Origin of the sequence: Amycolatopsis sp. CA-126428, from assembly GCF_002904335.1 — a bacterium.
Classification (GTDB): domain Bacteria; phylum Actinomycetota; class Actinomycetes; order Mycobacteriales; family Pseudonocardiaceae; genus Amycolatopsis.
Map to the genome: position 1 here is coordinate 1 of NZ_PPHF01000116.1, position 21,923 is coordinate 21,923.

The window sequence follows — 21,923 nt, forward strand, 5'->3', positions numbered from 1 at the left end:
TCGTCGACACCGCCCGTTCGACACCGCGGATCAGCTCGTCGTTGTTCTTGCGCACCAGGTCCAGCGCGAGGTAGCCCTGCGCGCTGACGGCGAGCTGGGTCAGCAGGTCCTGGTGCCGTTGCCGGATCGGGTACAGCACGTCCGCGCGCAACGCGTTGGCGCGCGCGGGATCCGTCAGGTCGAAGACGCCAGCCTGGGCCTCGATCGCGCCGTCGACGGCCTCGGCCAGAGCGGCCGCTTCGGCGAGCTTGCCCATGACCTTCCACAGCCGCTCGCGCTCGCCCTTGATCGAGGCGTTGTCGCGGCGCAGGACGTCCTGGCGGCCGCGCAGGTCGACGACCAGGGCGTTGACCGGCTCGTTCGCCGCGCGATAGCGGTCCAGCGCCCGCTTCGCGCCGCCCGCGGCCGGGAACATCCCCAGCAGCTTCCGGCCGGTGAGCGGCAGCTTCGCCGGGTCCAGCTCGGCGACCGTCCGGCGCAGGCTCGCGAGGCTCGTCGTCACCCCGTCCTGGGGCGACGCCGCACTGCGCAACGACCGGTCGAGCATCGTTCCGGCGACCCCGGCCGCCGCGCGCATGTCGGCCTCGCCGACGGTCAGCAGCTCGTCGAGGAGGTCGGTGAACTCCGGCGACCGGACGTCGAGGGCTTCGAGCCGGGACGCGAACGCCGAAGCGCGAACGGCGACTTCCGACCGCGTGTCCTCGCTGAGGGTGATCAGCCCGGCGGCGCGCTCGGAAGGAATCGCGATGACCGGCTCGGGCGGCGTGAGCGCGAAGTCCATGTCAGTACTGCTTGCCGACGGCGTCGAGCAGCCGTTCCAGGGTTTCGAACGACGGCGGTTCGACGGCGTCCACGAGGTCGGCCGGCGCGTGGGCCGGCGCGGCGACCTGGGCGAACAGCTTCGGGTCGGTCGTGCGGAAGCCGAAGGTCGCGGCGAGCGTGCCCAGCTCGAGGTCGGTCGCGAGGAGCTGCCCGACCTTGTCGCCGTCGCCGGTCAACGGCACCAGCGTGTGCTTCGAGTACACCGTCGGCGCGGTGTAGAGCATCCGCATGTCCGGCCGGATCGAGCCGTCGCCGCTCAGCACGCGGCCGACGAACTGCGACTCGTAGATCAGCGCCAGCGGCGTCTTGCCCATGCCGGCCGAGAGGTAGTCCTCGAACGGCCCTTCGGTGCTGTTCTGCGTGTACCCCTGGTCGAGGAACAGCTTCGACACCGACGGCAGCACCTTCGCCTCCTGGTCGGGCGTGCTGACGACGGTGTTCCCGTTGGCCACGAAGGAAACGATCGACAGGTACATCGCCGCGGAGTTCGACTCGCGCGGGTCGGTCGTGGTGACCAGGACGTTCTTGCGCGCCGGGTAGGCGGTGTTGCCCGGCAGCTGGTCCCAGCGCGTCCCGGCCTTCGCCAGGTCGAGGTACTTCGCGATGTCGAGGACGTCGTACGCGCCGGCTCCCTTGTGCACGACCCCACCGGCCCGCAGCAGGGAAACGATCGGCTCGAACGAGGCGACGGCCATCGGCGACTGGAACGGCGTGTAGACCGTGGTCACCTTGCGGTCGCGCTGGATCTTCTGCGCCGCGGGCGACGACGAGGGGAATGCGAACGCGTACTTCCCGAGGTCGACGGTCGTCGCGATCTGCCGCGATCCCGCGGTGTCCACTTCGACCTTCAGGCCGTGGCGGGCGAAGGCGTCGACGACGCGCCGGTCGGTGAAGAAGGCCTGCTTCTCCGAACCGATCACCCCGCGGACCGTCGTCGTGGCGCTCGCGGCGCTGTCGTCGCCGCGACCCCAGATGATCATCCCCACGACGGCCAGCACCAGCACCACGGCCAGTCCGATCGACACCCGGCGTTTCACCGATCCACTCCCCTCGACGGGCTTTCGCTCATTGGACGCGGGAGCGAGCCGGTTCGAAGTGAACGGCGGGTGAAGGAACGGTCTCAGGTCATCGGGAACCAGGTCCCGGACGCCCATTCCTTGTCGCCCCAGGCTTTTCGCTCGTCGGAGCGTGGGTCGAGCACCAGATCGGTGTCTTCCCGGAAAACCAGCACCGGGCGGAGTTCGGGGCCGTAGGGCGGCCATTCGGGGCCGTCCGCGTCGGCGGCACCGTCCCGGATGAACCGCACCCAGGCGCGGTGGATGAGCAGCGCCGCCCGCTCGCGCGCCGGATTCACGGCGGTCCCCTGCGCGGCCAAGGGAAGCGGGACCTTCCACGCCATCGTGGTCTCGGTGCCGTGGCCGCCGTCGAGCTGCTCGGGCACGCCGGGCGCGGCGATGTCGATCCGGTAGCGGTAAACGGGAGCGTGCGCGGACTGCGCGTCGGCGAGCCGCTGCGTCGGGATGCCGTACCGCTCGTCGCCCATCGCGGCGATCCGGGCGGCCTTCAGGTCGGGGACGCGCCGAAGGTACGTCTCGAGAAGCCGTGATGCCCCTTCGTCGCCGAGGATGCTCGTGAGCACACCGGACGCCGGCGCGGTCGCGACGTCGTCGCCGAGCATCAACGCGTACGTGCTGCCTTCGTTGCTGTTGCAGCCGATCAGCAACGGGATCCCGGCCGCGCTCCCCCGCCGGATCGGCTCGATCGGCACCTCGGGCAGCACGCGCGGATGCAGCGTCGGCCGCCACAGCCACAGCGCCTGGAACCCGCTCAGGATCCGTTCCTGCGCCTCGACGAACTCCTTGGCCGGCAGCGACCGCAAAGCGGCGACGTCGTGGCAGCCCACCTCGTCCAGCAGCCGCCGCGCCAGCGCCGTCCCGGCCTCCGGTGTCGCCACGTGGTCCGCGCCGCCGGAACTGCTGATGGCCTGGGCGAACAACCCCGCACCCAGCGGGCTGCCCATCAGGTTCCCGACGCTCTTGGCGCCCGCCGAAACGCCGTAGACGGTGATCCGCGCGGGATCCCCGCCGAACGCGGAGACGTTGCGGCGCACCCACTTCAAGGCCTCGACCTGGTCGAGGAAGCCACAGACACCGGCGTCCACTTCGGACTCGCCGAAGATCCCGCCGAGGTGCAGGAAGCCGAGCGAGCCGAGCCGGTAGTTGAGGGTGACTACGACGATCCCGGCGCGCGCGAACTCCTCGCCGTCGCCCAGCTGCTCGCCGTGGCCGACGCGGTAGCCGCCGCCGTGCAGCCAGAACAGCACCGGCCACCCGCCGTCGGGCGCCGGGCCCTCGGGGGTGCAGACGTTGAGGTACAGGCAGTCCTCGTCGCACACGGCGGCCGGGTTCATCGGGTCCGGGGACTGCATCGCGTGCGGCCCGTACTCGGTGGCGACGTGCACCCCGCCCGACAGCGACGGCGGCTGCGGCGCCTTCCACCGCAGCTCGCCGACCGGCGGGCGGGCGTACGGGATCCCGCGCCAGACGCGGACGCCGTCACCCGCCAGCCCGACCAGCGCCCCGAGTTCGGTCGTGACCGTCGGGACGGAAGCCATCAGAGCGAGGCCTGCTCGACCGTCGGCAGGCAGACCTCGAACCGGGTGTTCCCCGGCTCGGATTCGACGCGCAGGTCGCCCTGGTGCCGTTCGACGACGATCTTCCACGAGATGTCCAGGCCCAGCCCGGTGCCCTCGCCGACCGGCTTGGTCGTGAAGAACGGCTCGAAGATCCGCGGCTTGATGTCCGCCGGGATGCCCGGGCCGGTGTCGCCGACCTCGACGCGGATCTGGTCGTCGACGCGCCACGTGCGCAGCGTCAACGTGCCCTCGCCCTTCATCGCGCCCAGGGCGTTGTCGATGATGTTCGTCCAGACCTGGTTCAGCTCGGCCGGGTACGCCGGGATCTTCGGCAGGCTGCGGTCGTACTCCTTGACGACGCGGATGCCGCCGCCGATCTTGCCCGACAGCATCACGAGCGTGGAGTCGAGGCCGTCGTGGACGTCGACCCACTGGTGCGGCGCCCGGTCCATCTGCGAGTACTGCTTGGCCTTGCCGACCAGCGCGGAGATCCGGGTCGTGGAGTCCTCGATCTCGCCCATCAGCATCTCGGTTTCGAGCGCGTAGGCGAGCCAGCGGACGGCGCCGTCGATGAAGGTGTCGCCCACCTGCTCGAGGACGTTGTCCAGGTCGGCCGTGGTCAGCCCGGCGCGGACGTAGATGTCGGCGAGGTCCCAGCCGCCGTCGATGCCGCGTTCGTCGAACCAGTCGCCGATCTCGTCCTCGCGGTCGGCCTGCTGCATCGCCGTCAGCTTCTCGGCCTGCACGACCTGCTTGACCAGGCGTTCCTGGACGTCGATGAGCTGGTAGAGCAGCTCCGGGTCGATGTCCTTCTTGGCCAGGAAGGCGAGCTTGTGCCGCATCCCGGCGACGCGTTCGCGCAGGGCGGACGTCGCCCGGACGGCGGCCGCGGCCGGGTTGTTCAGCTCGTGCGTCAGGCCGGCCGAGAGCTCGCCGAGCGCCAGCAGGCGGCGGCGGGAGCCGATCACCGTGTCGCTGTTGCGCCACCCGAGGTACATGCCCTCCAGCAGGTGCGTCGCCATCGGGAACCACCGGCGGAACTCGGTGGAGAACTCCTTCGACGGCAGCGCCAGCAGCGTCAGGTCGCTCAGCGCCTGCACCGTGGCGCCGTAGCGGTGCTCGGCCTCCTGGTGCACGAAGAACTGGGTCGCGCCGAAGTAGGCGCCACGCTGGTCGGACCGGTTCGTCTCGATCTCGGTGCCGCTGACCAGCCGCGTCATCCGGACGGCGCCGCTCAGGATCACGTAGAAGCAGGTCGCTTCGTCGCCCTCGCGGATGACGAAGCTGTCGCCCTCGTACTCCTCGAGCACGGCGTTGGCGGCGACCCAGTCGAGCTGGTCCTCGGAAAGGCGTTCGAACAGGAAGAGGCCGCGAAGCTCTTCCCGCGGCAGTGCGCTCATTGTTCCTCCAGGTACCGGTGTACCAGCGTCACGGCCATCGCGCCCTCGCCGACCGCGGAGGCCACCCGCTTGACCGACTGCGACCGCACGTCACCGGCCACGAACACGCCGGGGATGGACGACTCGAGGTAGTGCGGATCACGGTCGAGCGGCCAGCTCGCCGGCCGCTGCCCGGCGCTCAGGAGGTCCGGCCCGGTGCACACGAAGCCGTATTCGTCGCGGTGGATGGCGTCGCCGAGCCAGTCGGTGCGCGGGGCGGCGCCGATGAAGATGAACAGGTGCCCGGAGTCGACCGTCTCGGTGACGCCGTTCTCGCACAGCGTGAGCCGCTCGAGGTGGCCGTCGCCGTGCACCTCCTTCACGGTGGTGTGCGTGCGGACGTGGATGTTTCCGATCCCGGCGATCTGCTCGATCAGGTAGTGCGACATCGAGGACTCCAGCGACGCACCGCGCACCAGGATCGTGACGTCGCTGGCGTGCCGGGAGAAGAACACCGCGGCCTGCCCGGCGGAGTTGGCGCCGCCGACGATGTAGACGTGCTCGCCCTTGCACTCGGGCGCCTCGGTCGCGGCCGAGCCGTAATAGACGCCGCGGCCGCTCAGCTCCTCGATGCCCTCGGCGTCCAGGGCGCGGTAGTTGACGCCGCTGGCGAGGATCACCGAGTGCGCGGCGATCTCGCTGCCGTCGCCGAAGGTGATCACCCGCTGCGAACCGCGGGCCTCCAGGCCGACGACGTCGCGGGCGGTCAGCACCTCGGCGCCGAACTTCTGGGCCTGGCGCCGCGCGCGGTCGGTCAGCTGCGCGCCCGAGACGCCGTCGGGGAAGCCGAGGTAGTTCTCGATGCGCGAGCTGGTGCCGGCCTGGCCGCCGGTGGCCTTCTTCTCGACGAGCACCGTGCGCAGGCCTTCGGAAGCGCCGTACACCGCGGCGCCGAGGCCGGCCGGGCCGCCGCCGATGACGACGAGGTCGTAGAACTCCTGGGCCGGCCGGGTCGACAAACCGACCGCGTCGGCGATCTCGCTGCCGGTCGGGTTCTTGAGGACGGTGCCGTCCGGCGTGACGACCACCGGGATGTCCTTGTCGGTCGCCTCCGCGGCCTGCAGGATCCGGCAGCCCTCGTCGTCGTCGACCGAGTACCAGCGGTACGGGACCGCGTTGCGCGCGAGGAAGTCCCGCAGGTGGAACGAGGGCGAGTTGTAGCGGTGGCCGATGAGCTTGACCTCCTCGACCGGCTTGTCGCCGACCGCCTTCCAGGTCTCGACCAGCGCGTCGATCACCGGGTAGAGCTTCTCCTCCGGCGGGTCCCACGGCTTGAGCAGGTAGTGGTCGACGTCGACGACGTTGATCGCCTGGATCGCGGCGTCGGTGTCGGCGTAGGCGGTCAGCAGGGCGCGGCGGGCGTGCGGGAACAGGTCCATCGCCTTCTCGAGGAAGGCGATCCCGTCCATCTGCGGCATCCGGTAGTCGGCGAGGATGGCCGCGACGGCGTCGCCGCGCAGCTTGATCTCGCGCAGCGCTTCGAGCGCGTCCATGCCGGAGTCGGCGCGGATGACGCGGTAGTCCTTCCCGTAGCGCCGGCGCAGGTCACGGGCGACCGAGCGGGACACGGCGGGATCGTCGTCGACGGTCATCAGGATCGGCTGGCTCACGAGATGCAGCCTACGGCGCTTCTCACACCGTTGGGAAAGACCGCCGTTTCGGCACCTGGACCCGCTCCAGGTCCTGCGCCACGACGATCTCGCCGTCGAACTCGGCTCGCGCCTCCGCCGCGAAGCGCTCCGGATCGGGGTAGCGCTGCGAGAAGTGCGTGAGGACGAGCTGCCGGACACCGGACTCGGCGGCCACCCGGGCGGCCTGCTGCGCGGTCAGGTGACCGAAGTCCTTCGCCAGGGAAGTGTCCTCGGCCAGGAAGGTCGACTCGATCACGAGGGTGTCGGCGTTTTCGCTGAGGGCGTACACCGCGTCGCACAGCCGGGTGTCCATCACGAACGCGAACCGCTGGCCGGGCCTCGGCGTGCTGACGTCTTCGATTTTCGTGCTCCCCAGGCGCCCCTCCCGCTGGAGCCGGCCGACGTCCGGGCCCGCGATGCCGCGCTCGCGCAGCCGCTCGGGGAGCATGGTGCGGCCGTCGGGCTCGGTCAGCCGGTAGCCGAACGCCTCGACGGGATGGCTGAGGCGCCTGGCCTCGAGGGTGAGCTTCCCGGTGGCGATCGGGCCGTCCTCCGCGATCGGGTGTTCCCGCAGCTCGGCCTGCTCGTAGAAGGCCGTCGCGTGCCGCATGCGTTCGAAGTAGTGCGCGCCGGACGCCGGGAAGTGGGCGTCGACCGGGTGGCCGACCTTGTCCAGGGACAGCCGCTGGATCACGCCGGGCAAGCCGAGGCTGTGGTCGCCGTGGAAGTGCGTGATGCAGATCCGCGTGATGTCCGTGGCGGCCACGCCGGCCCGCAGCATCTGCCGCTGGGTGCCTTCGCCGGGGTCGAAGAGGATGCCCTCGCCGTCCCAGCGCAGGAGGTAACCGTTCTGGTTGCGGTGGCGCGTGGGCACCTGGCTCGCGGTGCCCAGCACCACCAGTTCGCGGGTCGACACTCCCGCACGTTACTCAGTTCGCGCGTCCCCCGTTCCCAGCTTGCGCAGCCGGAAGGCCAGTACCAGCAGCACGATGCCGTAGATGAGGGCGTAGATGCCGACGAGCAGCGCGATGCCGTACGCGCCGGCGATGGGGTTGATGACGATGAGGACACCCGCGATCAGCGAGATCGCGCCGGCCAGGATGAGGAAGGCCTCGCCCTGGATCTGCTTGCGCAGCCGGATCGCCGCGGCGATCTCGGCGATGCCGGTGACGATCGCCCAGAAGCCGACCAGCAGGGCCAGCAGCAGGACGGTGATGCCCGGCCAGACCAGGACGAGGATCCCGGCGACGATGCCGAGCGCGCCGAGGACGCCGTAGGCGACCCGGTGCCCGGTGTCACCCGGGCGGAACGCCTGCATCAGGGCGCCGATGCCGTCGACGATCGCGTACACGCCGTACAGGATCGCCAGGACGAGCACGGTGGCGCCGGGCCAGATCAGCGCCAACAGCCCGAACAGCACGGCGAACCCGCCGCGGACGGCGGCGATCGGCCAGGCTTTGCGGGGTTCGACGACGGTGAACGCTGCGAAAGAGGTCATCTGCCGCTCTCGGATAGAGGGACTCCAGTATCGCGTCGGTTACCCCATCCGGCTCCCGGAACACCCCGTTCGGGGGTACCGGCGAAGGACCGGCGTGCGCCGCGGCCGCCACCACGGCGCACGCCGGTGCTCAGGGGTAACTCACCAGGTCGACGGCCTTGGTCCCGGACGGCGTCGCGGGGCCGGTGTTGTTGATCACGTGCGTGATCGTGCCCTGGTAGTTGAGCGAGACGGTCACCATGTCGTGGAACCGGACACCCGGCGTGTTCGGCGCCTCGTACGCGTGCGCGCTGGCGACGGACGGGTTGGTGCTGAAGTAGCAGTAGCTGCCCAGCCCCCAGGCCTCGTGGCTGGTGACGTTCGGACCGACCTTGTAGGCGGAGAAGCCCGGCGTCGAGCCGTTCATCCAGCTCGCCTGGTTCGGCACGTCGTAGGGCATTTCGTTCTGGAAGAAGTAGGTGCGGCCGCCGTTGCCGTTCCAGACCACCTGCGTCTTCTGGTAGTGCTCGACGAAGAGGCCGTACATCGTGACGTCGTTGCCGTTGACGATGAGCCCGGTGTCGGCGGTGTTGGTGGTCCAGCCGACGTACTCGTTGCGCTCGGCGTGGTCGGCGCGCCAGATCCACATGTGGTCGCCGATGACGTTGCTGCTGTTGACGACCAGGCTGTTCGTCGCCTTGCCGACGGCGGCGCCGCCGATCCGGAAGAAGACGTCGTGCAGCGACGTCGGGTTCACCGCGTGGTTCGCGGCCGAGCCGGCCGGGCCGACCTGCATCAGCGTGTTCGAGCTGGTCGTGCCGGCGTCGATGAGCAGGCCGGCGACCTTGACGCCGTCGACGTCGTCGACGGTCATCGCGGTGATGCCGTTGTCCGGGACCAGCGTGGCGATGCCGAGGCCGAGCACGACGGTGTCCGGGCGGGTGACGCGCAGCGTCTGGTTCAGGTGGTAGACCCCGGGCGTGACCAGCAGGTTCTTGCCGGCCGCGAGCGCGGCGTTCAGGTCCGCGGCGGTGGCGCCGGGCTTGGCGATGTAGAACTGGTCGATCGGGACCGACGTGCCCGGCGCGGTGCCGTTCGCCCAGCTCGTGCCGGACGCGTTGGTCTTCACGCCCGGGACGAAGACCTGGTAGTTCCCGGCGCCGTCGACGTAGAGGAAGGGCTTTTCGCGCACGACCGGCGTCTGGCCGACGGTGGTGTAGGGCGGCGTCGGGAAGGTGTTGGCGGGCGCGCCCTGGACCCCGGCGAAGACCATGTTCCAGTTCGAGCCGTTCCAGCTGCCGAACTGCGAGTTGCGGGAGATCCACTGCTGCTGCGAGCCGGAGCGGACCTGGCCGTCGATCTTCGTGTCGGAGATCCAGCCGCCGCTGGCCCAGCCGCCGTCGTCGAGCTGCAGGTCGCCGCGGACGTGCATGCGGCGGTAGGGCGCGGCCTGGCTGACCGCCCACCGGTCGGCGCCCCCGTTCGGGTTCACGGACAGGTTCTCGGCGCCCCGCCAGAAGTTCTGCGTGGCGTTCTGCGGCGGGAACCAGTCGGCCTCGACGTGCACGGCACCGTTGATCGTGACGGCGTCGGGGCTCAGGCCGAGGCCCAGCACCTGCGTGTAGAAGCCGACGTTGACGTCGTTGGCGTAGGTGCCGGGCTTGAACATGACGGCGTAGCGCTGGCTGCCGAACTGGTTGCGTTCCTGCTGGCTGAAGATGCTGTTGAGCCGGCTCTGGATGGTCGAGCTCGGCATGGACGGGTCGAAGATCACCACGTTCGGGCCGAAGTCGGGCTGCCCGGGCTGGCTCGTGTTCACGGGGGCCAGCATGAAGGACTGGGCGGCGGTGCCGTTGCAGGTGTACTGCTGGAGCTGCACATCGGCGGTGGAGGCGCCGGGGACGTCGAGGCACTTGCCACTGTTGCGGCTGACGAAGTGGTACCGGTTGTTCCCTTCGTCGACGGCCTGCCACTGCTGGTTGGCCCCGCTCGAGTAGGTCCAGAGCTGGAGCAGGCCCCCGTCGGCGGTCGAGACGTTCGTGACGTCCCAGGCGGCGGCCGGGTTGGTGCGGGCGTTGATCCGGAAGTAACCGTCCCCGGTGGACTGGAACTGCCACTGCTGCGAGGCGGTCTGATTGCAGGTGTACTGCTGGACAACGGTCCCATCGGCCGCGCCGGCACCCCGCGCATCAACACACTTCCCACTGTTCCCGGCGGCGACGGTGTACCACCCATCCGGGGTAACAGCGGCTTCTGCTCTTGTCGTCGTCATGCTTCCGACCAGGACCGACACTGCCGCGAGCAGCGTCATCACCCGCCGTCTCGTCATCGAAGCCTCCTCTGCCGCACACGCGGCGTCATCGAGAGGTGTGCCCGAGTTGAAGACGCGGCGTAACGGGCGGGGACCTCGGCGTCACAACCGCGCAAAATGTAACGGCGGCCACAGTGGGACGTCAATACAGGACTAAAAATAAGGCGTGAACGTGCTGGTCAGGGGGTTGTGGGTCGTGTTGCAGGGCTGCAGGGACCCCCGCGCGGAGGGGGTCTGGGCGGGGTGTAATGTATGGGCATACGAGATGCGGAGTTCACCTTCGCCTCGGGGCTATGGCGCAGCTGGTAGCGCACCTCACTGGCAGTGAGGGGGTCAGGGGTTCGAGTCCCCTTAGCTCCACACTCTTGAAGAACCCCTTCGTTTCAGCCTTTCGGGCTGGTCGGAGGGGTTTTCTGCGTTTCGGGTTCGATCTTCGGTTATCGGCTTACGGCCTGGTCTTGCGCTCCTGGTGGGACAAAACTGGAGCACCGCCCCAGCCCCGTTCGGGCGTCGGCGCGGTATTCCCGCTGCTCCCCGGCTCTCCCGATGGGTGACCCCCACCGTGGCGAAGAGGGGGACCGCCGCCATCCGCCCGCTGTCGACCACACTCGGTGACGGCGTCGGCGGTAGCGGGGCCGCCGCGTACCAGCGGCGCTCGAGATCGTCGAGCAGCCGCTGCTCGACCTCCGGGGCGACGTGGGAGTAGGTCTCGATGACCCGGTTGTCCAGATGATGCCCGAGCCGGCGGGCCTGAGCGATCTCCGGCGCACCGCCCGCGATCAACCAGGTCTTGTGACTGTGCCGCAACCCGTGAAACGTCAACCCGGCCCGGACCGCCGCACAGCCCGCCTTTGCCCCGGACGCCTCGCTGCCGTCGACCGCGGGACGGAAGACACGCCGCAGGAATGTCGAACGCCACAACCACGTCCCGCTTGGCGTCGTGAACACGAACTCGTACCGGTGCCGGACGAGGTGCTCGCGCAGCAGCGCGGTCAGAAACGGCGGCAGCACGATCGTCCGCGCCGAAGCCCGGGTCTTCGGCGGACCCAGCCACCGCATCGACCCCGACTCATGCAACGCACCCACCAGCGGATCGATCACCAGCAGACCACGTCGAAGATCGACATTGTCCCGATGCAGACCGGCCAGCTCGCCCCACCGGCACCCGGTCCACGCCGCAGTGATCACCAGCAGCCGTGCGATCGGGCCACCGAGAGCACCGGCCTGCTCGGCGATCCGCACCACCTGCTCCGGCGTCGCCCAGATCCGCTCCCCCACCTCCCGCCGCGACCGCCGACCGCGACGCCTCCGCCGGTGTACCGGGTTGAACGGGATCAGCAGCTCGTCGGCCGCATCGGTCAACAGCATCGACAACAGGTTCAGCTGCGAACTCACCGTCGCCGCCGCGTAGCCGGCCTCCCGCGACTCCTTCACCCACGCATCCACATCCAACGCTGTGATCTCCCCCAGCGGCGTCGCGCCGAACCGGACAAGGACGTGGCACCGCAAGTAGCTCTCGTAGTTGTCGAGCGTCCGCGGATCCAGATCCTGTACCGGGAACCACCGGTCGACCCATGACCGCAACTCGAGCCGACCACCGGCCGGGTCGATCCGCACCTGCCGTCGCTGATCAGACTCCATGTCACCGGCGTACGCCTCCGCACTCCGGCGACTCGAGAACCCCGGCGCTGAACCAATCGTCCCGCCTGCACGGCGGTACCGGACCCGCCACGAAACCTGACCCGTCTGCTCAACCCACGCCATGACGACCTCCAAGCCACCCGATCGAACGAGGCAGAACCAGCATCACCCCGACGCGACTCGAAGCCGACAACCCGCGCCCAGTTTGCCGGGCTCATCGAGCTCATCGCGTCCGAACCGATATACGCCGGCCGGCCGTCGACCTGGAGGACCATGCCGGTCGGGTCACTGAACGACACCGGACTGTTGTTGCCGTAACTGTAGGCGTTCAACGCCTACAGGTCGCTCGTGTCGAGTACCGGGTCCGCGGTCATGAACCGCCCGGTCAGCGGGTCGTAGTCACGGGCACCGATGTGCGTCACACCCGTGGCGTTCTGGTAGCCACCGAGGAAGCCGTGCTTGTCCGGCCACGTCGACACCGCCGTCCCACGGTCACCACCGTAGGGGTCCTGCCAGCGCTTGTTCACGGCCAGGTTCGCCGCGTCCACCGTGCAGTCATCATCGGTGAAATGCCACGCCGCGACGGCATGGCGCGTTACTCAGTCAGACTGCCGCAAGGCTCAGGCGTTCCCCGCCGACACCACAAGAGCGCCCCGCCATGAACTCGCACCCAACATCATATCCTGCGCATAAAATGCTAATCCCGAACCCCCATCCCCCACTGCGCAATCAAATCTTCACACGTAATTAATATAGTCCCGCCGGTCAATTTTATTTCATGGGAGCAGCCATTACTATTTGGCAGTATCTCATCCAACTGAACGTCACCTAGTCTAGGAGTTTCAGGCCAAATTCTCCCATTAGCAGTAGGCTCACTCGCGTCGACGTGCATGCTCGCCACGCCATCATATCGGACAATTAGACCAGAAGGATGCTTGAATCTATTTGGCGTCAGAGATAGTTCAACAGATACCTTTGCGCTTCCAGACTCCTTCACCAAGACATGTCCAATACGGAGATCTTTAACACATCTTTCACTGTCGAAGTCATAATGATTTGGATCAGTAGCAAAGGCACGCGCACCCACCGGAAGTTGTTGCTGAATCTCGGGAAGCCTACGAATATACGGCTCCGGATCAAGGACATTTGCCGGGACGCCGTCCAGAACCCGAGCTACCCTAATATAACGCATTTAGCATGCACCGCTTCCGATCATAGGGCGCTTCCAAGCCTCGCCCTTGATGTTCTCATTCGTGCCAAGTTGGCCAACTTTGCGCATTTGATCGACCGCGATACCCTTTAGTCTGTTATTAACCTGATTTGGGACCGATATACTTGCCGCATCTATACCATGCTTATTAAAGAAGCCGTTGCTGCCATAGATACCTACTTCAGCGCCGCGATAGTATACATGAATCTCAAACGAAGCCTGCCCTCTACGTGGCCGAAGGCATCAGCACCGAGAAGCTCGAACGAATCGAGTCCAGCAACTTCCTGGGCCACGCCCTCCGCTCACTGGCCAACATCGGCGGAGGGCTCCTTGCGTACGGCTTGTCGTTCAGCAAGAACGACAAGCACATCATCGACGCAATCGTCCGATCATCGATCAGCCGGCTGACTGTCTCCCTCTTCGGAGACAGCGCATCACAGGCGAACCAAGCGACGATCCAAGCCGTGCGCAACCTACAGGCGGTTCGTGCGGCCGCCACCACCTCCAAGCCCGTGGAGATCAAGTCTTCACCGCAGGATCGGTTCGGCTCTGGAGCTGAGCAGTCAGCCACCGTTACGGCAATCGGCGAAATCCTCTCACCAAATTTCACTGGGGCACAGCTGGGGCAAATCCTCTGTCACAACCGCACTCAACAACACAGGGTTGCAAGCAACGGCACTGAAGCGCATCATTTCACTGGGCGATTCTCTATCGTCGCAGGTCAGGGCCATGATCGACCCTCACTGACAGTGAGGGGGTCAGGGGTTCGAGTCCCCTTAGCTCCACTTCGTAAGGGACCCCTTCGTTTCAGCCTTCCTGGCTGGTCGGAGGGGTTTTCTGCATTCCGGGTCCGATCTTCGGTGATCAGCTTGCGGCCTGACTTTGTGCTCCTGCTGGGGCAAAACTGGAGCACTGCCCCACCCTCGGCGAGAGGGGGACGACCGGCGCCACCCGCCTACTGTCGACCACACTCGGTGAGGGTGTCGGTGGTGGCGGGGCCGCCGCGTGCCAGCGGCGCTCAAGATCGTCGAGCAGCCGCTGCTCGACCTCCGGGGCGACGTGGGAGTAGGTCTCGATGACCCGGTTGTCCAAGTGATGACCGAGCCGACGGGCCTGAGCGATCTCCGGCGCGCCGCCTGCGATCAGCCAGGTCTTGTGGCTGTGCCGCAGCCCGCCTTGGTCCCGGACGCGTCGCTGCCGTCGGCCGCGGGACGGAAGGCCCGACGGAGGAACGTCGAGCGCCACAGCCACGTCCCGCTCGGCGTGGTGAACACGAACTCATACCGGTGCCGCGCGAGGTGCTCGCGCAGCAGCGCGACCAGGAACGGCGGCAACACGATCGTCCGAGCCGAAGCCCGGGTCCTCGGCGGACCCAGCCACCGCATCGACCCCGACTCATGCAACGCGCCCAGCGACGGATCGATCACGATCACACCACGTCGCAGCCACGCAATCGGCCCACTGAGAACACCGGCCTGCTCGGCGATCCGCACCACCTGCCCCGGCGTCGCCCAGATCCGTTCCGCCACGGCCCGACGTGACCGCCGGCCACGACGCCTCCGCCGGTGTACCGGGTTGAACGGGGTCAGCCGCATCGGTCAACAGCATCACGCCGCGAGCCAAACCCCGACACCGAACGAACGCCGGCACCCAGCTGCCGATACCGCACTCGCCGCGACTTGCTGCCACACCGCTCCACTCACGCCACAACAACCTCCCGCATCCTGCTGAAAACGACGAAGTGTCGCTCTGCAACAGGCGTAGTTCCCCCGGCGCACCGCAGACAACTGCGGCCGAGCGGCTGTCGTCCGCTGCCGACGATGCGTGAAGGCCGGCAGGCGATCGCGCGGGGTCCGGTGCGCGGTGCGGGGTCGAGACCGCCTGTGACGCCGTGCCCCTTTACAGTGGGCTTTCAGCGTGACCGATCTGGCCAGGTGGGGGATGCCGCGTAACCGACGCCCGCAAGACCGGGAAGAGAAACGCGGTGAGATCGTCGCCGCGGCCACACGGTTGTTCGTGGACGAAGGCTACGACCCCACGACGGTGACGCGGATCGGGCGCGAGGCGGGGGTGACCTCCAACACCGTCTACTGGTACTTCAAGGACAAGGACGAGGTCCTGGTCGCCGTCCTGGACGCGCTGTTCGCGCAGTTCCTGGCGGGCGTGGCGGAACGCTCGGCCGAACCGCCGGTCGAGCAGTTGCTGTGGGCGGTCACCGAGTTGCGGCGGGTCGACCGGCTGATCACGACGGTGCACGCCAGGGTCGCGGCCTCGGAGTCACTGCGGGTCTGGCACGACGGCTTCCACGCGCAGGTGGAGGCGATCCTGCGATGGCACCTGGCCGCGTTGGGCGTGCCGGAGACCGAGCAGGACGCGATGACCCGGATCGGGGTGTTCGTCGTCGAAGGGATGCTGACCCACGCAGGCGATGCCGCAGGTGATCGCGCCGTCGTCGAGACGCTGGTGCGCAGTGCCCGCGGCATCGCCGCCGTGCCGAGCTCCCCCGACGCCAGGTGATGCGGCAGGCCGGCTACCGGCTGAACCGCGCCGCGAGGAACCGGATCTGGTCTGCGACGGCACGCTCGAACAGGTCACCGACGTAGATGTCGAAGTGGTCACCTTCGTAGTGGTCGACCTGGACGTGGTCCTGCCCGGCCGCGAGGCGGGCCGTGGTGCGCGCGGGGGCGGCGCGGTCGTCGTCGCACACGCACAACAAGGTCGCCGCGGCGATCTTGCGCAGGTCCTTGCCCGGCCGGTACAGCGGCAATCGCAACGCGAGCCGCGCCGCGATCGCGTTGGCGCTGTCGCCGCCACCGTCCGAGCCCTTCATGACACCCCAGATCGTGTCGCGACCGACAGCGGTGTCGCCAGGGCGGAACGGCGGCCCGCCCGTCTCGACGGTCGCAGACAACCTTGCCCACGGCTGGGACCCGGGCAAGGACCCTGGCGGTGCGAGGCGAGAGCCGAGACCCCGCCGGGATGAGCTTGGACGCCGCGGCGATCGCGGTCGGCGACACCAGGAAGGCGGGCATCCACCACACCCCCACCACCGGAGCCAGCACCGGCTTCGCCCCGAACACCGACCCGGCGACGTCGAGCAGCGCGGCGATGATGAGCCCGGCCATGCTCACCGGGCTGGACCGGAACCGGGAGAGCAACGACGCCGGACCGTCGGTAAACGGACACTGGGCCACCACCGCGGCCAGATCGTGGTCCTCGCTCGCGATTCGCAGCACGTGCCCGCCGCCGAACGAGGTCCCCCACACCGCGATCCGGCCGGGGTCGACCTCCGGGAGGGACCGGCCGTACGCCAGTGCGGCCCGCCAGTCCTCGAGCTGGTCGCCGATGTCGAGCAACTGCCGGGGAGCTCCCTCACTGGCCCCCAGGTACCGGTAGTCGAACACCAGCACCACCCACCCCTGCGCGGCGAACCGCTCCGCGAACGCGTCCAACCGCCACTCCCGCACCGCGCCCAGCCCGTGCGCCATGACCACCAACGGCCGAGGCCCGTCCTCCGCCGCCGGCGCGTACAGCCACGCCGCGCACCGCACGCCCCCGGACTCGAACCACACGTCCCGCCGCACCGGCGCAGTGCGGCTGTCCTTCTCCGCCGAAGTCCCCATCGCCTACCTTGCTCAGCTCGCCCGCCACTCTTGACTTGCGATCAAGAGCCAGTGGACGCGAAGGCTAAGACTCTCTTGATTGAAAGTCAAGAAACGAGGTCTGATGCTGCGCCGGCAACCCGCGGCTGGGAGTACTGCGAGTTACGATCGCTATGGCGTTCAGCGCCGCACGCCAGCACTCGGCCCTGCGGTTGCCACCGGTCCGCGACCCCGGCGAAGAGGTGCGCCTCGCCGCCAGGAGATCGGGACGCAGCCCACGCGGTCGTGACGAATATTGCGAGACCGAATACATGCGCAGCACCAGCAGCACAATCCGAAGCAGTTGGCGCAGTCGTCCTTGAGCTCGTCCATCGCCGCTCAGGATGCGGAACCTCTTCGTCGGTTCTTCTCCCGCCTCTTCTCCCGCTTCTTCTCCTGCCACGGGATGAACTTGTCGTTGAACTCGCGTCGATTGGTCAGCACGACGTCCTCCTGGGCTTGCAGCTCGTCTTCGCTGATCATCCAGCGCATCTCTTCGACGTGGCTGTCGCCGACCTTCCACAGGGCGGTCACCCCCGCCGAAGCCGCGTCGCAGGCAGTCTCGAACATGTGCTGTGCCTGAAATATCGACGCGTTCCCCTCCAGCACCTCCCATGGGTCCGTCGGTTCCTTCTCCTCGCCGGAGTCGCCGTCCGGCTCCTCGCTGGAGTCGTGGTCCAGGACACTGCGGGGACCTTTCACCGCGCGCACGGCGAGCTCGGCCCTTTGCATCAGCTCCGGAACCTTCATGACCAGGTTCTCCAGCTTCGCTGCCGTGTCACCGGGCGATTCCCACCTGAGCGGCACGGTGGCGTTCTTCAGCGCGTTCGCGAGTCCCGGCAGCGGCTTGCACAGGTCGGCGAACTCCGGTTCGACCGCGTGGATCTCATTTCTGGTGTTGTACAGGTCCATGGCGAAGTCGGCGCATTTGCGCACCATGCGATCGATCGCCGCCACGCGTTCGGTGAGTTCCTCGCCGGTGGGTGACATCTGCAGAACGTGCTCGGCCACGGCCTGAGCATGGCGGGCGAGCGTGTACACGAAGCCCACGTCCTGAATCGCGCTGAGGACGAAGTCGTCGCCACGAACGTCGTCGTGGACGAAGCCCTTCTCATCCCAGTACTCCAACGCGAACTCCTTCTTCGCGTATTGCCGCTCCGCCGGCTCCCGCGCCATCGACTCGTCATGGTGCTCACCGACGATGTTGAACTTGCCCGCCGTGACGGCTCGTTGCACGACCCCGGCCACCGCCCGATTGCCCGCGAGCGACTGGAGCCGCAGCAGCGCCGGTACCGTCCGGGCCGGCGCCGGACTCGCCCTGTGCTCGTGTCCGGACCTGTCGCACCGACGTTCGTGAACACCCACCGCGCGCCTCCCTGGACCGTTCAGCTCAATGGTCGGCGGCTGAACGGCCGAAGACAACGCTTCTCCCGCTAACGGCGCAACGCCCGCGGCTCGGCCGCCGCTTCGTCAAGCTGCCGTTCCGCGCGTTCCGCCCGCGTCAGCGTCTGCGCCCGCGCGTCCGGCCGGACGGAATCATCGCGAACGGAATTCAGCTACCGTTCCGTTCCCGTATCAGCCGGAAGGGCCACAGCGGTGCCGCCGCCCGCGAACACGCTCGACACCGAAACCCAGACGACCAGCACCGCCCGCCTGACAAACAGCCCGTGACCCACCACGAAAACGGCCTCACCCAGCGAAGCGGGGTGGGCGGCTTCTGTCACCCATCCCGGCGCTTGCTTTCCCTCTGAGCCCGGAAACCCACTCGGTCAACAGTGGACAGTCAGTGGTGGACCTGCCATTGATCGTTGGCGTGCACCACGGTGCGAGACAGGTTCGGGCACAGGAAGTTCGCAGTCGAGGAATTGGAGATCACCGAGGTGTTGCCCGCGCTCGCCGCCTGCCACGAGCCGTTCAGCTTGATCTTGTAGCTGCTGCTTTCGATGTTCCGGGTGCCCAGCGCGGTACAGTAGGCCGCGGTGGTGCTTCCGGTGGCGTAGATCTCGAAGATGTTCCAGCTGCGGTTGTCCCGGGACTGGTCGGTGCCCGATTGAGTGTAGAGCGTGTCCCACCGGTTGGCGTTGTAGTTGAACAGCGACGCGGTCCAGGTGTTCTTGCTCGCGTCGGTCTGCTCGACCTTGCCGCGGTAGGAGTCGTGGCCGTTGACCGAAGTCACGTAGTTGGTGCGGAACGTGGCATCGATGTTGACTGACCTGGCTACGTGCACACCGACGCACCAGTCCCACGCCCAGACTTGCTTGGCGCCACCGGAATAGGCGGTCACCAGCTCCACGCAGGACTTCGGGGCCTTCATCGTCGGGGCGTAGAGGGTGTCGCTGGAGACGGTGAGGTCGTTGTAGGCCGACTGGATGGCGTCCTGCCCGGTGACCGCGCTGCCACCGGTGTAGACACCCCAGTCGTCGTGGATGCTGGTGGCCTGGGTGCGGCGGTCGGCCTGCCCGGTCCGGATTTCCCGGAACCGGTCGGCTGCGGCGACCTGGGTGGTGCCGTCAGCTGCACCGACCACGGCGCCGTCCTCTGCCGCCATCGGAAACGGTGCCGCGAGCGAGGTGGCCGGCACGCTGAGGAATACCACGGTCGAGAGCGCGATGACAACTTTTCGCATCAGAACTCCTTGTCTGAAACGGCATCGCTCAAGCACCAGGTCCGGCGCGTGAGTAAGCAAGGGACGCACTCGCCGGCGATGGCGCGCGCGAGGGGCGCACGTGGCCGGCGGCCCCGCACGCGGATCAGGAAGCAGCAGGCTTCACGCTGGACTTCTGCAGAATCTCGTTGGAGAACTCGCTGTGCCGCAGTGCCGCAGTGCCGATGCGGTCGAGGCGCTGTATGGCCGTGGCGCCGTCACGTATTCGCCGGCATTGGCCGCGAGCTCACCTGGGCCGGGCGGAACCAGGCTCCGCCGAGGACGGCTTCGAGCGCGATCCGAGCCGCGGAAGCACATCGGCGGCCTGCTCTTTCCGGTCGGAGCAGGCCGATGGCTATGAGGTCAGGGGGGGCGGAAGCGGCAAGGGCCGGCAGTACTGCGTCCCCGGACGCGAAAGCAACCTTTCGACGCATTTTGGGTAGCACCTCCGGGGGCAGGGAGATGTTCACCCACCAGTGTGAGAAGAGCCTCCCCTGTGGTCTAGACTTTCTGGCCAACCTGTCTGATTCCTGTCTCTGCTGCGGAATTCGGAGTAGCCGCACACCGGCCGGGCCCGGCGAACAAGAGCGGCGGCACGACGACCATCACCAACGTCGGCGTCTTCGGCGTCGACACCGGCACGCCCATTCTCAACGCCGACATGGACCCGCAGACGATCGAAGCCACCGGCATCCTCCTGATCCGGCTGGCCTCGCTCTACGACCGAGCACTGATGCTCCTGCTCGGGTCCCAGTCACGGCGCGAGGTGCTGCGGACTCGCCACCGCGTGCTGGCAGCGATGCACGTCCAGTCCCGCGTGCAAGGCAGGTTCCTCGGCGGCCGACCACCCGACGGCTACAGCCGCACCGATGCCAGCCCAACGTCCTGTGATGCCGCTGACCGGTCGTCCGTCCGGACGCACGTTCGTAACGAATTGCGGCGCACGACGAAGGCTGAGCGAGGATGATCCTGGCATGCACCGGGTAGCTGGCTGGATTTTCGAGGACAACCTGAGCTGCTGGATCTCCACTGCCAGAAACCGTCGGCATCCGCTTCTGCCGCGATTCGGCCGGCGGCGGACGGGCAGGCGCGCGCTCTCCGCCGGTAGTAGGCGCGGCCGGCAGTGTCGTGGCAGAGCTGGACGATGGCCATCACGTGCAGCACCCGAGTGATCCTGCGGTTTCCCGCCCGCGACAGCCGGTGCCGACGACGATCACCAGACGACGCCTCCAACGGTGCGGTGTCCGCTTGTCGATGCGGTCCAGCTCGGTGACCAGGTCCGCGGCCAGCCGCCGACGGGTCCTGCCCACAACATCACGCGGCCGCACCGAGGCCAGCAGAGCGCGGGCCTGGGCAGCGGACAGAAACCTTTTCGCCCCACCGGGAAGCAGCTCCAGCAGCAGACGGTGCAACCGGTTGACAACCTGAGTACGGGCCTGGCCCAGCTCGTCCCGATGATCGACCGGCAACCGCAACGCTACCGTCGTGTCATCGACCTGAACCTGTCGCAACCCTTTGGTGCGCAACGCGACCACAGCCACCGAGTGGGCGTCGGCAGGGTCAGTCTTGCGGCCTTGGCCGGTGGCGAACACCCGCGCCCGCGCCGAGAGTTTCGCCGGCACATCGACCACGGTCTCGCCGTCGACGACCAGGCGCTGCGCCAGATGACGGCCGATGCCCTGAGCGCCCTCGACCGCCCACACCCGTTGCGCATGCCGGCGACCAGCGGCCAGCATGCGGTGACAGCCGTCGTGATCCGTGCCGAACCGGCCGGCGTGCAGCACGTGCCCGCCTGTTCTCCTCGCCATGGCCGGTTCGTATCAGGCGAGGTGGGCAACGCTACTTCGAGCTGAGCAGACCCCTCTTGAGCCACACCCCGCCACGGTGCTCGACGGGAGAAACGCCATGAGAGAGCCACCCGTCGAACACCTCGACCAAGCCTGGCCCGGCATCGGTCGTACCGCCATTCAACAAGTAGCCGATGAGCGGGAATTCGCGCCGCGGCCATCGAGAGGCGCTCCTTGCGCGACTGGATCCTGACCGCACCGCACATCGCAACCGGCGGCTGGTTCCGCTGGAGCTGATTTGCCCGTCATGCGGGGATGGCCGCGGTGCCGAGCACCCGGGTCAATGCCTCGGCGAGTGGCGTGCCGCATGCCGAGTGCCAGGCGACGATGACGTCCGGGCGCAGCAGCAGAGCGCCGTCGGCGGGCAGGCAGACCTCGGCCAGCCAGTGCTGGTGCGACACCGTGGCCAGGCGCAAGCCGAGACGACCTGCTTCGGCGATCCAGCGTCCGTTGTCCGGGCCGGTGAGCAGGGTCAGGCCGGGCCCGGCGAGGTCCACAGTGGACGTCTTGGCGTCGAGCCAGGCGTGGGGCACGCGCGTGCCGGGACGGCCGGCCGGGGCGTAGTGGTCGACGGGCGCGGGGCCGCGGCCGTCGGGCACGAACGCGCCTTCGGGGTACTGGGTGC

21 protein-coding genes, 1 tRNA gene and 2 pseudogenes are annotated in these 21,923 nt (G+C 68.1%); 6 read left to right on the forward strand and 18 right to left on the reverse strand.

The window, feature by feature from the left end; translation table 11 throughout:
• The 8 genes from C2L58_RS27870 to C2L58_RS27905 form a co-directional block, all read right to left on the reverse strand.
• A partial coding sequence (locus tag C2L58_RS27870; RefSeq protein WP_103340651.1) for a toxic anion resistance protein occupies nucleotides 1-781 on the reverse strand: 781 nt, incomplete at its 3' end.
• Nucleotide 782: 1 nt separating this feature from the next.
• A complete protein-coding gene (locus C2L58_RS27875; protein ID WP_103340652.1) occupies nucleotides 783-1,859 on the reverse strand; it encodes a hypothetical protein in 1,077 nt (358 codons plus the stop codon).
• A gap of 83 nt (nucleotides 1,860-1,942) precedes the next feature.
• Nucleotides 1,943-3,436: a carboxylesterase/lipase family protein gene (locus C2L58_RS27880; protein ID WP_103340653.1), complete on the reverse strand. Its 1,494-nt coding sequence runs from the start codon at nucleotides 3,434-3,436 to the stop codon at nucleotides 1,943-1,945.
• A complete protein-coding gene (locus tag C2L58_RS27885) occupies nucleotides 3,436-4,857 on the reverse strand; it encodes an ATP-binding protein (protein ID WP_103340654.1) in 1,422 nt (473 codons plus the stop codon). Before C2L58_RS27885 ends, C2L58_RS27880 begins: the two co-directional genes overlap by 1 nt.
• On the reverse strand, nucleotides 4,854-6,506 hold the full coding sequence (locus C2L58_RS27890; RefSeq protein ID WP_103340655.1) for a response regulator: 1,653 nt from the start codon (nucleotides 6,504-6,506) through the stop codon (nucleotides 4,854-4,856). The genes C2L58_RS27885 and C2L58_RS27890 overlap by 4 nt, the downstream gene beginning before the upstream one ends.
• 22 nt (nucleotides 6,507-6,528) lie before the next feature.
• Complete coding sequence (locus C2L58_RS27895) at nucleotides 6,529-7,443, reverse strand: ribonuclease Z (protein WP_103340656.1); 915 nt, start codon at nucleotides 7,441-7,443, stop codon at nucleotides 6,529-6,531.
• Between the two features lie 9 nt (nucleotides 7,444-7,452).
• Nucleotides 7,453-8,025: an HdeD family acid-resistance protein gene (locus C2L58_RS27900; protein ID WP_103340657.1), complete on the reverse strand. Its 573-nt coding sequence runs from the start codon at nucleotides 8,023-8,025 to the stop codon at nucleotides 7,453-7,455.
• Nucleotides 8,026-8,155: 130 nt separating this feature from the next.
• Nucleotides 8,156-10,333: an RICIN domain-containing protein gene (locus C2L58_RS27905; RefSeq protein ID WP_199191474.1), complete on the reverse strand. Its 2,178-nt coding sequence runs from the start codon at nucleotides 10,331-10,333 to the stop codon at nucleotides 8,156-8,158.
• Between the two features lie 269 nt (nucleotides 10,334-10,602).
• Here C2L58_RS27905 and C2L58_RS27910 point away from each other — a divergent pair.
• Nucleotides 10,603-10,675 (forward strand) — tRNA-Ala (locus tag C2L58_RS27910).
• Here the strand turns inward: C2L58_RS27910 and C2L58_RS27915 are convergent.
• A complete protein-coding gene (locus tag C2L58_RS27915; protein WP_233225974.1) occupies nucleotides 10,667-11,956 on the reverse strand; it encodes a tyrosine-type recombinase/integrase in 1,290 nt (429 codons plus the stop codon). The genes C2L58_RS27910 and C2L58_RS27915 overlap by 9 nt on opposite strands.
• 335 nt (nucleotides 11,957-12,291) lie before the next feature.
• Entirely contained in the window at nucleotides 12,292-12,504 is a 213-nt protein-coding gene (locus C2L58_RS27920; protein WP_233225975.1) for an RHS repeat-associated core domain-containing protein, read from the reverse strand.
• A gap of 859 nt (nucleotides 12,505-13,363) precedes the next feature.
• Here C2L58_RS27920 and C2L58_RS51535 point away from each other — a divergent pair.
• Nucleotides 13,364-14,245: a DUF4917 family protein gene (locus C2L58_RS51535; RefSeq protein ID WP_103340660.1), complete on the forward strand. Its 882-nt coding sequence runs from the start codon at nucleotides 13,364-13,366 to the stop codon at nucleotides 14,243-14,245.
• A 63-nt stretch (nucleotides 14,246-14,308) separates the two neighbouring features.
• On the opposite strand, the gene C2L58_RS27930 is transcribed toward C2L58_RS51535, so the two are convergent.
• The gene (locus C2L58_RS27930) at nucleotides 14,309-14,695 is read right to left on the reverse strand and encodes a hypothetical protein (RefSeq protein WP_103340661.1); all 387 of its coding nucleotides are present in this window, start codon (nucleotides 14,693-14,695) and stop codon (nucleotides 14,309-14,311) included.
• A gap of 412 nt (nucleotides 14,696-15,107) precedes the next feature.
• Here C2L58_RS27930 and C2L58_RS27935 point away from each other — a divergent pair, with 412 nt between their 5' ends.
• A complete protein-coding gene (locus C2L58_RS27935) occupies nucleotides 15,108-15,683 on the forward strand; it encodes a TetR/AcrR family transcriptional regulator (protein ID WP_103340662.1) in 576 nt (191 codons plus the stop codon).
• A gap of 13 nt (nucleotides 15,684-15,696) precedes the next feature.
• On the opposite strand, the gene C2L58_RS50765 is transcribed toward C2L58_RS27935, so the two are convergent.
• Nucleotides 15,697-15,996, reverse strand: coding sequence for a hypothetical protein (locus C2L58_RS50765; protein ID WP_233225978.1), 300 nt, complete (start codon nucleotides 15,994-15,996; stop codon nucleotides 15,697-15,699).
• A 319-nt stretch (nucleotides 15,997-16,315) separates the two neighbouring features.
• A pseudogene (locus C2L58_RS50770) lies at nucleotides 16,316-16,717 on the reverse strand (alpha/beta hydrolase); the annotation flags it as partial.
• Between C2L58_RS50770 and C2L58_RS50775 the strand changes: the two are divergent.
• Nucleotides 16,653-16,823 carry a hypothetical protein gene (locus tag C2L58_RS50775; protein ID WP_233225979.1) on the forward strand — a complete coding sequence of 57 codons (171 nt, stop codon included), beginning with the start codon at nucleotides 16,653-16,655 and terminating at the stop codon, nucleotides 16,821-16,823. The pseudogene C2L58_RS50770 and the gene C2L58_RS50775 overlap by 65 nt on opposite strands.
• 323 nt (nucleotides 16,824-17,146) lie before the next feature.
• Here C2L58_RS50775 and C2L58_RS27945 read toward each other — a convergent pair whose 3' ends face one another.
• Complete coding sequence (locus tag C2L58_RS27945; protein WP_146073699.1) at nucleotides 17,147-18,172, reverse strand: hypothetical protein; 1,026 nt, start codon at nucleotides 18,170-18,172, stop codon at nucleotides 17,147-17,149.
• 418 nt (nucleotides 18,173-18,590) lie between these two features.
• On the reverse strand, nucleotides 18,591-19,433 hold the full coding sequence (locus C2L58_RS27950) for a carbohydrate-binding protein (RefSeq protein ID WP_103340664.1): 843 nt from the start codon (nucleotides 19,431-19,433) through the stop codon (nucleotides 18,591-18,593).
• Nucleotides 19,434-19,977: 544 nt separating this feature from the next.
• On the opposite strand from C2L58_RS27950, the pseudogene C2L58_RS51540 reads away from it, so the two are divergent.
• Both C2L58_RS51540 and C2L58_RS50780 read left to right on the forward strand, forming a co-directional pair.
• A pseudogene (locus tag C2L58_RS51540) lies at nucleotides 19,978-20,097 on the forward strand (hypothetical protein); the annotation flags it as partial.
• A gap of 15 nt (nucleotides 20,098-20,112) precedes the next feature.
• On the forward strand, nucleotides 20,113-20,418 hold the full coding sequence (locus C2L58_RS50780; RefSeq protein WP_233225977.1) for a hypothetical protein: 306 nt from the start codon (nucleotides 20,113-20,115) through the stop codon (nucleotides 20,416-20,418).
• Here C2L58_RS50780 and C2L58_RS51545 read toward each other — a convergent pair.
• The 3 genes from C2L58_RS51545 to C2L58_RS27970 all read right to left on the reverse strand — a co-directional run.
• Nucleotides 20,307-20,684 (reverse strand): transposase, encoded by a 378-nt coding sequence (locus tag C2L58_RS51545; protein WP_199191476.1) that lies wholly within the window; start codon nucleotides 20,682-20,684, stop codon nucleotides 20,307-20,309. The genes C2L58_RS50780 and C2L58_RS51545 overlap by 112 nt on opposite strands.
• Nucleotides 20,603-21,235: an IS110 family transposase gene (locus C2L58_RS27965; protein WP_199191477.1), complete on the reverse strand. Its 633-nt coding sequence runs from the start codon at nucleotides 21,233-21,235 to the stop codon at nucleotides 20,603-20,605. The genes C2L58_RS51545 and C2L58_RS27965 overlap by 82 nt, the downstream gene beginning before the upstream one ends.
• 308 nt (nucleotides 21,236-21,543) lie before the next feature.
• The coding region (locus C2L58_RS27970) for an aromatic-ring hydroxylase C-terminal domain-containing protein (protein WP_441296323.1) at nucleotides 21,544-21,923 on the reverse strand (380 nt) is incomplete at its 5' end.

Excerpts from the sequence above, each read along its gene's own strand:
- C2L58_RS27880 (WP_103340653.1), bottom strand. The coding sequence starts at position 3,436 with ATGGCTTCCGTCCCGACGGTCACGACCGAACTCGGGGCGCTGGTCGGG.
- C2L58_RS27885 (WP_103340654.1), bottom strand. The coding sequence starts at position 4,857 with ATGAGCGCACTGCCGCGGGAAGAGCTTCGCGGCCTCTTCCTGTTCGAA.
- C2L58_RS27900 (WP_103340657.1), bottom strand. The coding sequence starts at position 8,025 with ATGACCTCTTTCGCAGCGTTCACCGTCGTCGAACCCCGCAAAGCCTGG.
- C2L58_RS27905 (WP_199191474.1), bottom strand. The coding sequence starts at position 10,333 with ATGACGAGACGGCGGGTGATGACGCTGCTCGCGGCAGTGTCGGTCCTG.
- C2L58_RS27915 (WP_233225974.1), bottom strand. The coding sequence starts at position 11,956 with ATGGAGTCTGATCAGCGACGGCAGGTGCGGATCGACCCGGCCGGTGGT.
- C2L58_RS27935 (WP_103340662.1), top strand. The coding sequence starts at position 15,108 with ATGCCGCGTAACCGACGCCCGCAAGACCGGGAAGAGAAACGCGGTGAG.
- C2L58_RS50765 (WP_233225978.1), bottom strand. The coding sequence starts at position 15,996 with ATGAAGGGCTCGGACGGTGGCGGCGACAGCGCCAACGCGATCGCGGCG.
- C2L58_RS50775 (WP_233225979.1), top strand. The coding sequence starts at position 16,653 with ATGACCACCAACGGCCGAGGCCCGTCCTCCGCCGCCGGCGCGTACAGC.
- C2L58_RS27950 (WP_103340664.1), bottom strand. The coding sequence starts at position 19,433 with ATGCGAAAAGTTGTCATCGCGCTCTCGACCGTGGTATTCCTCAGCGTG.
- C2L58_RS50780 (WP_233225977.1), top strand. The coding sequence starts at position 20,113 with ATGGACCCGCAGACGATCGAAGCCACCGGCATCCTCCTGATCCGGCTG.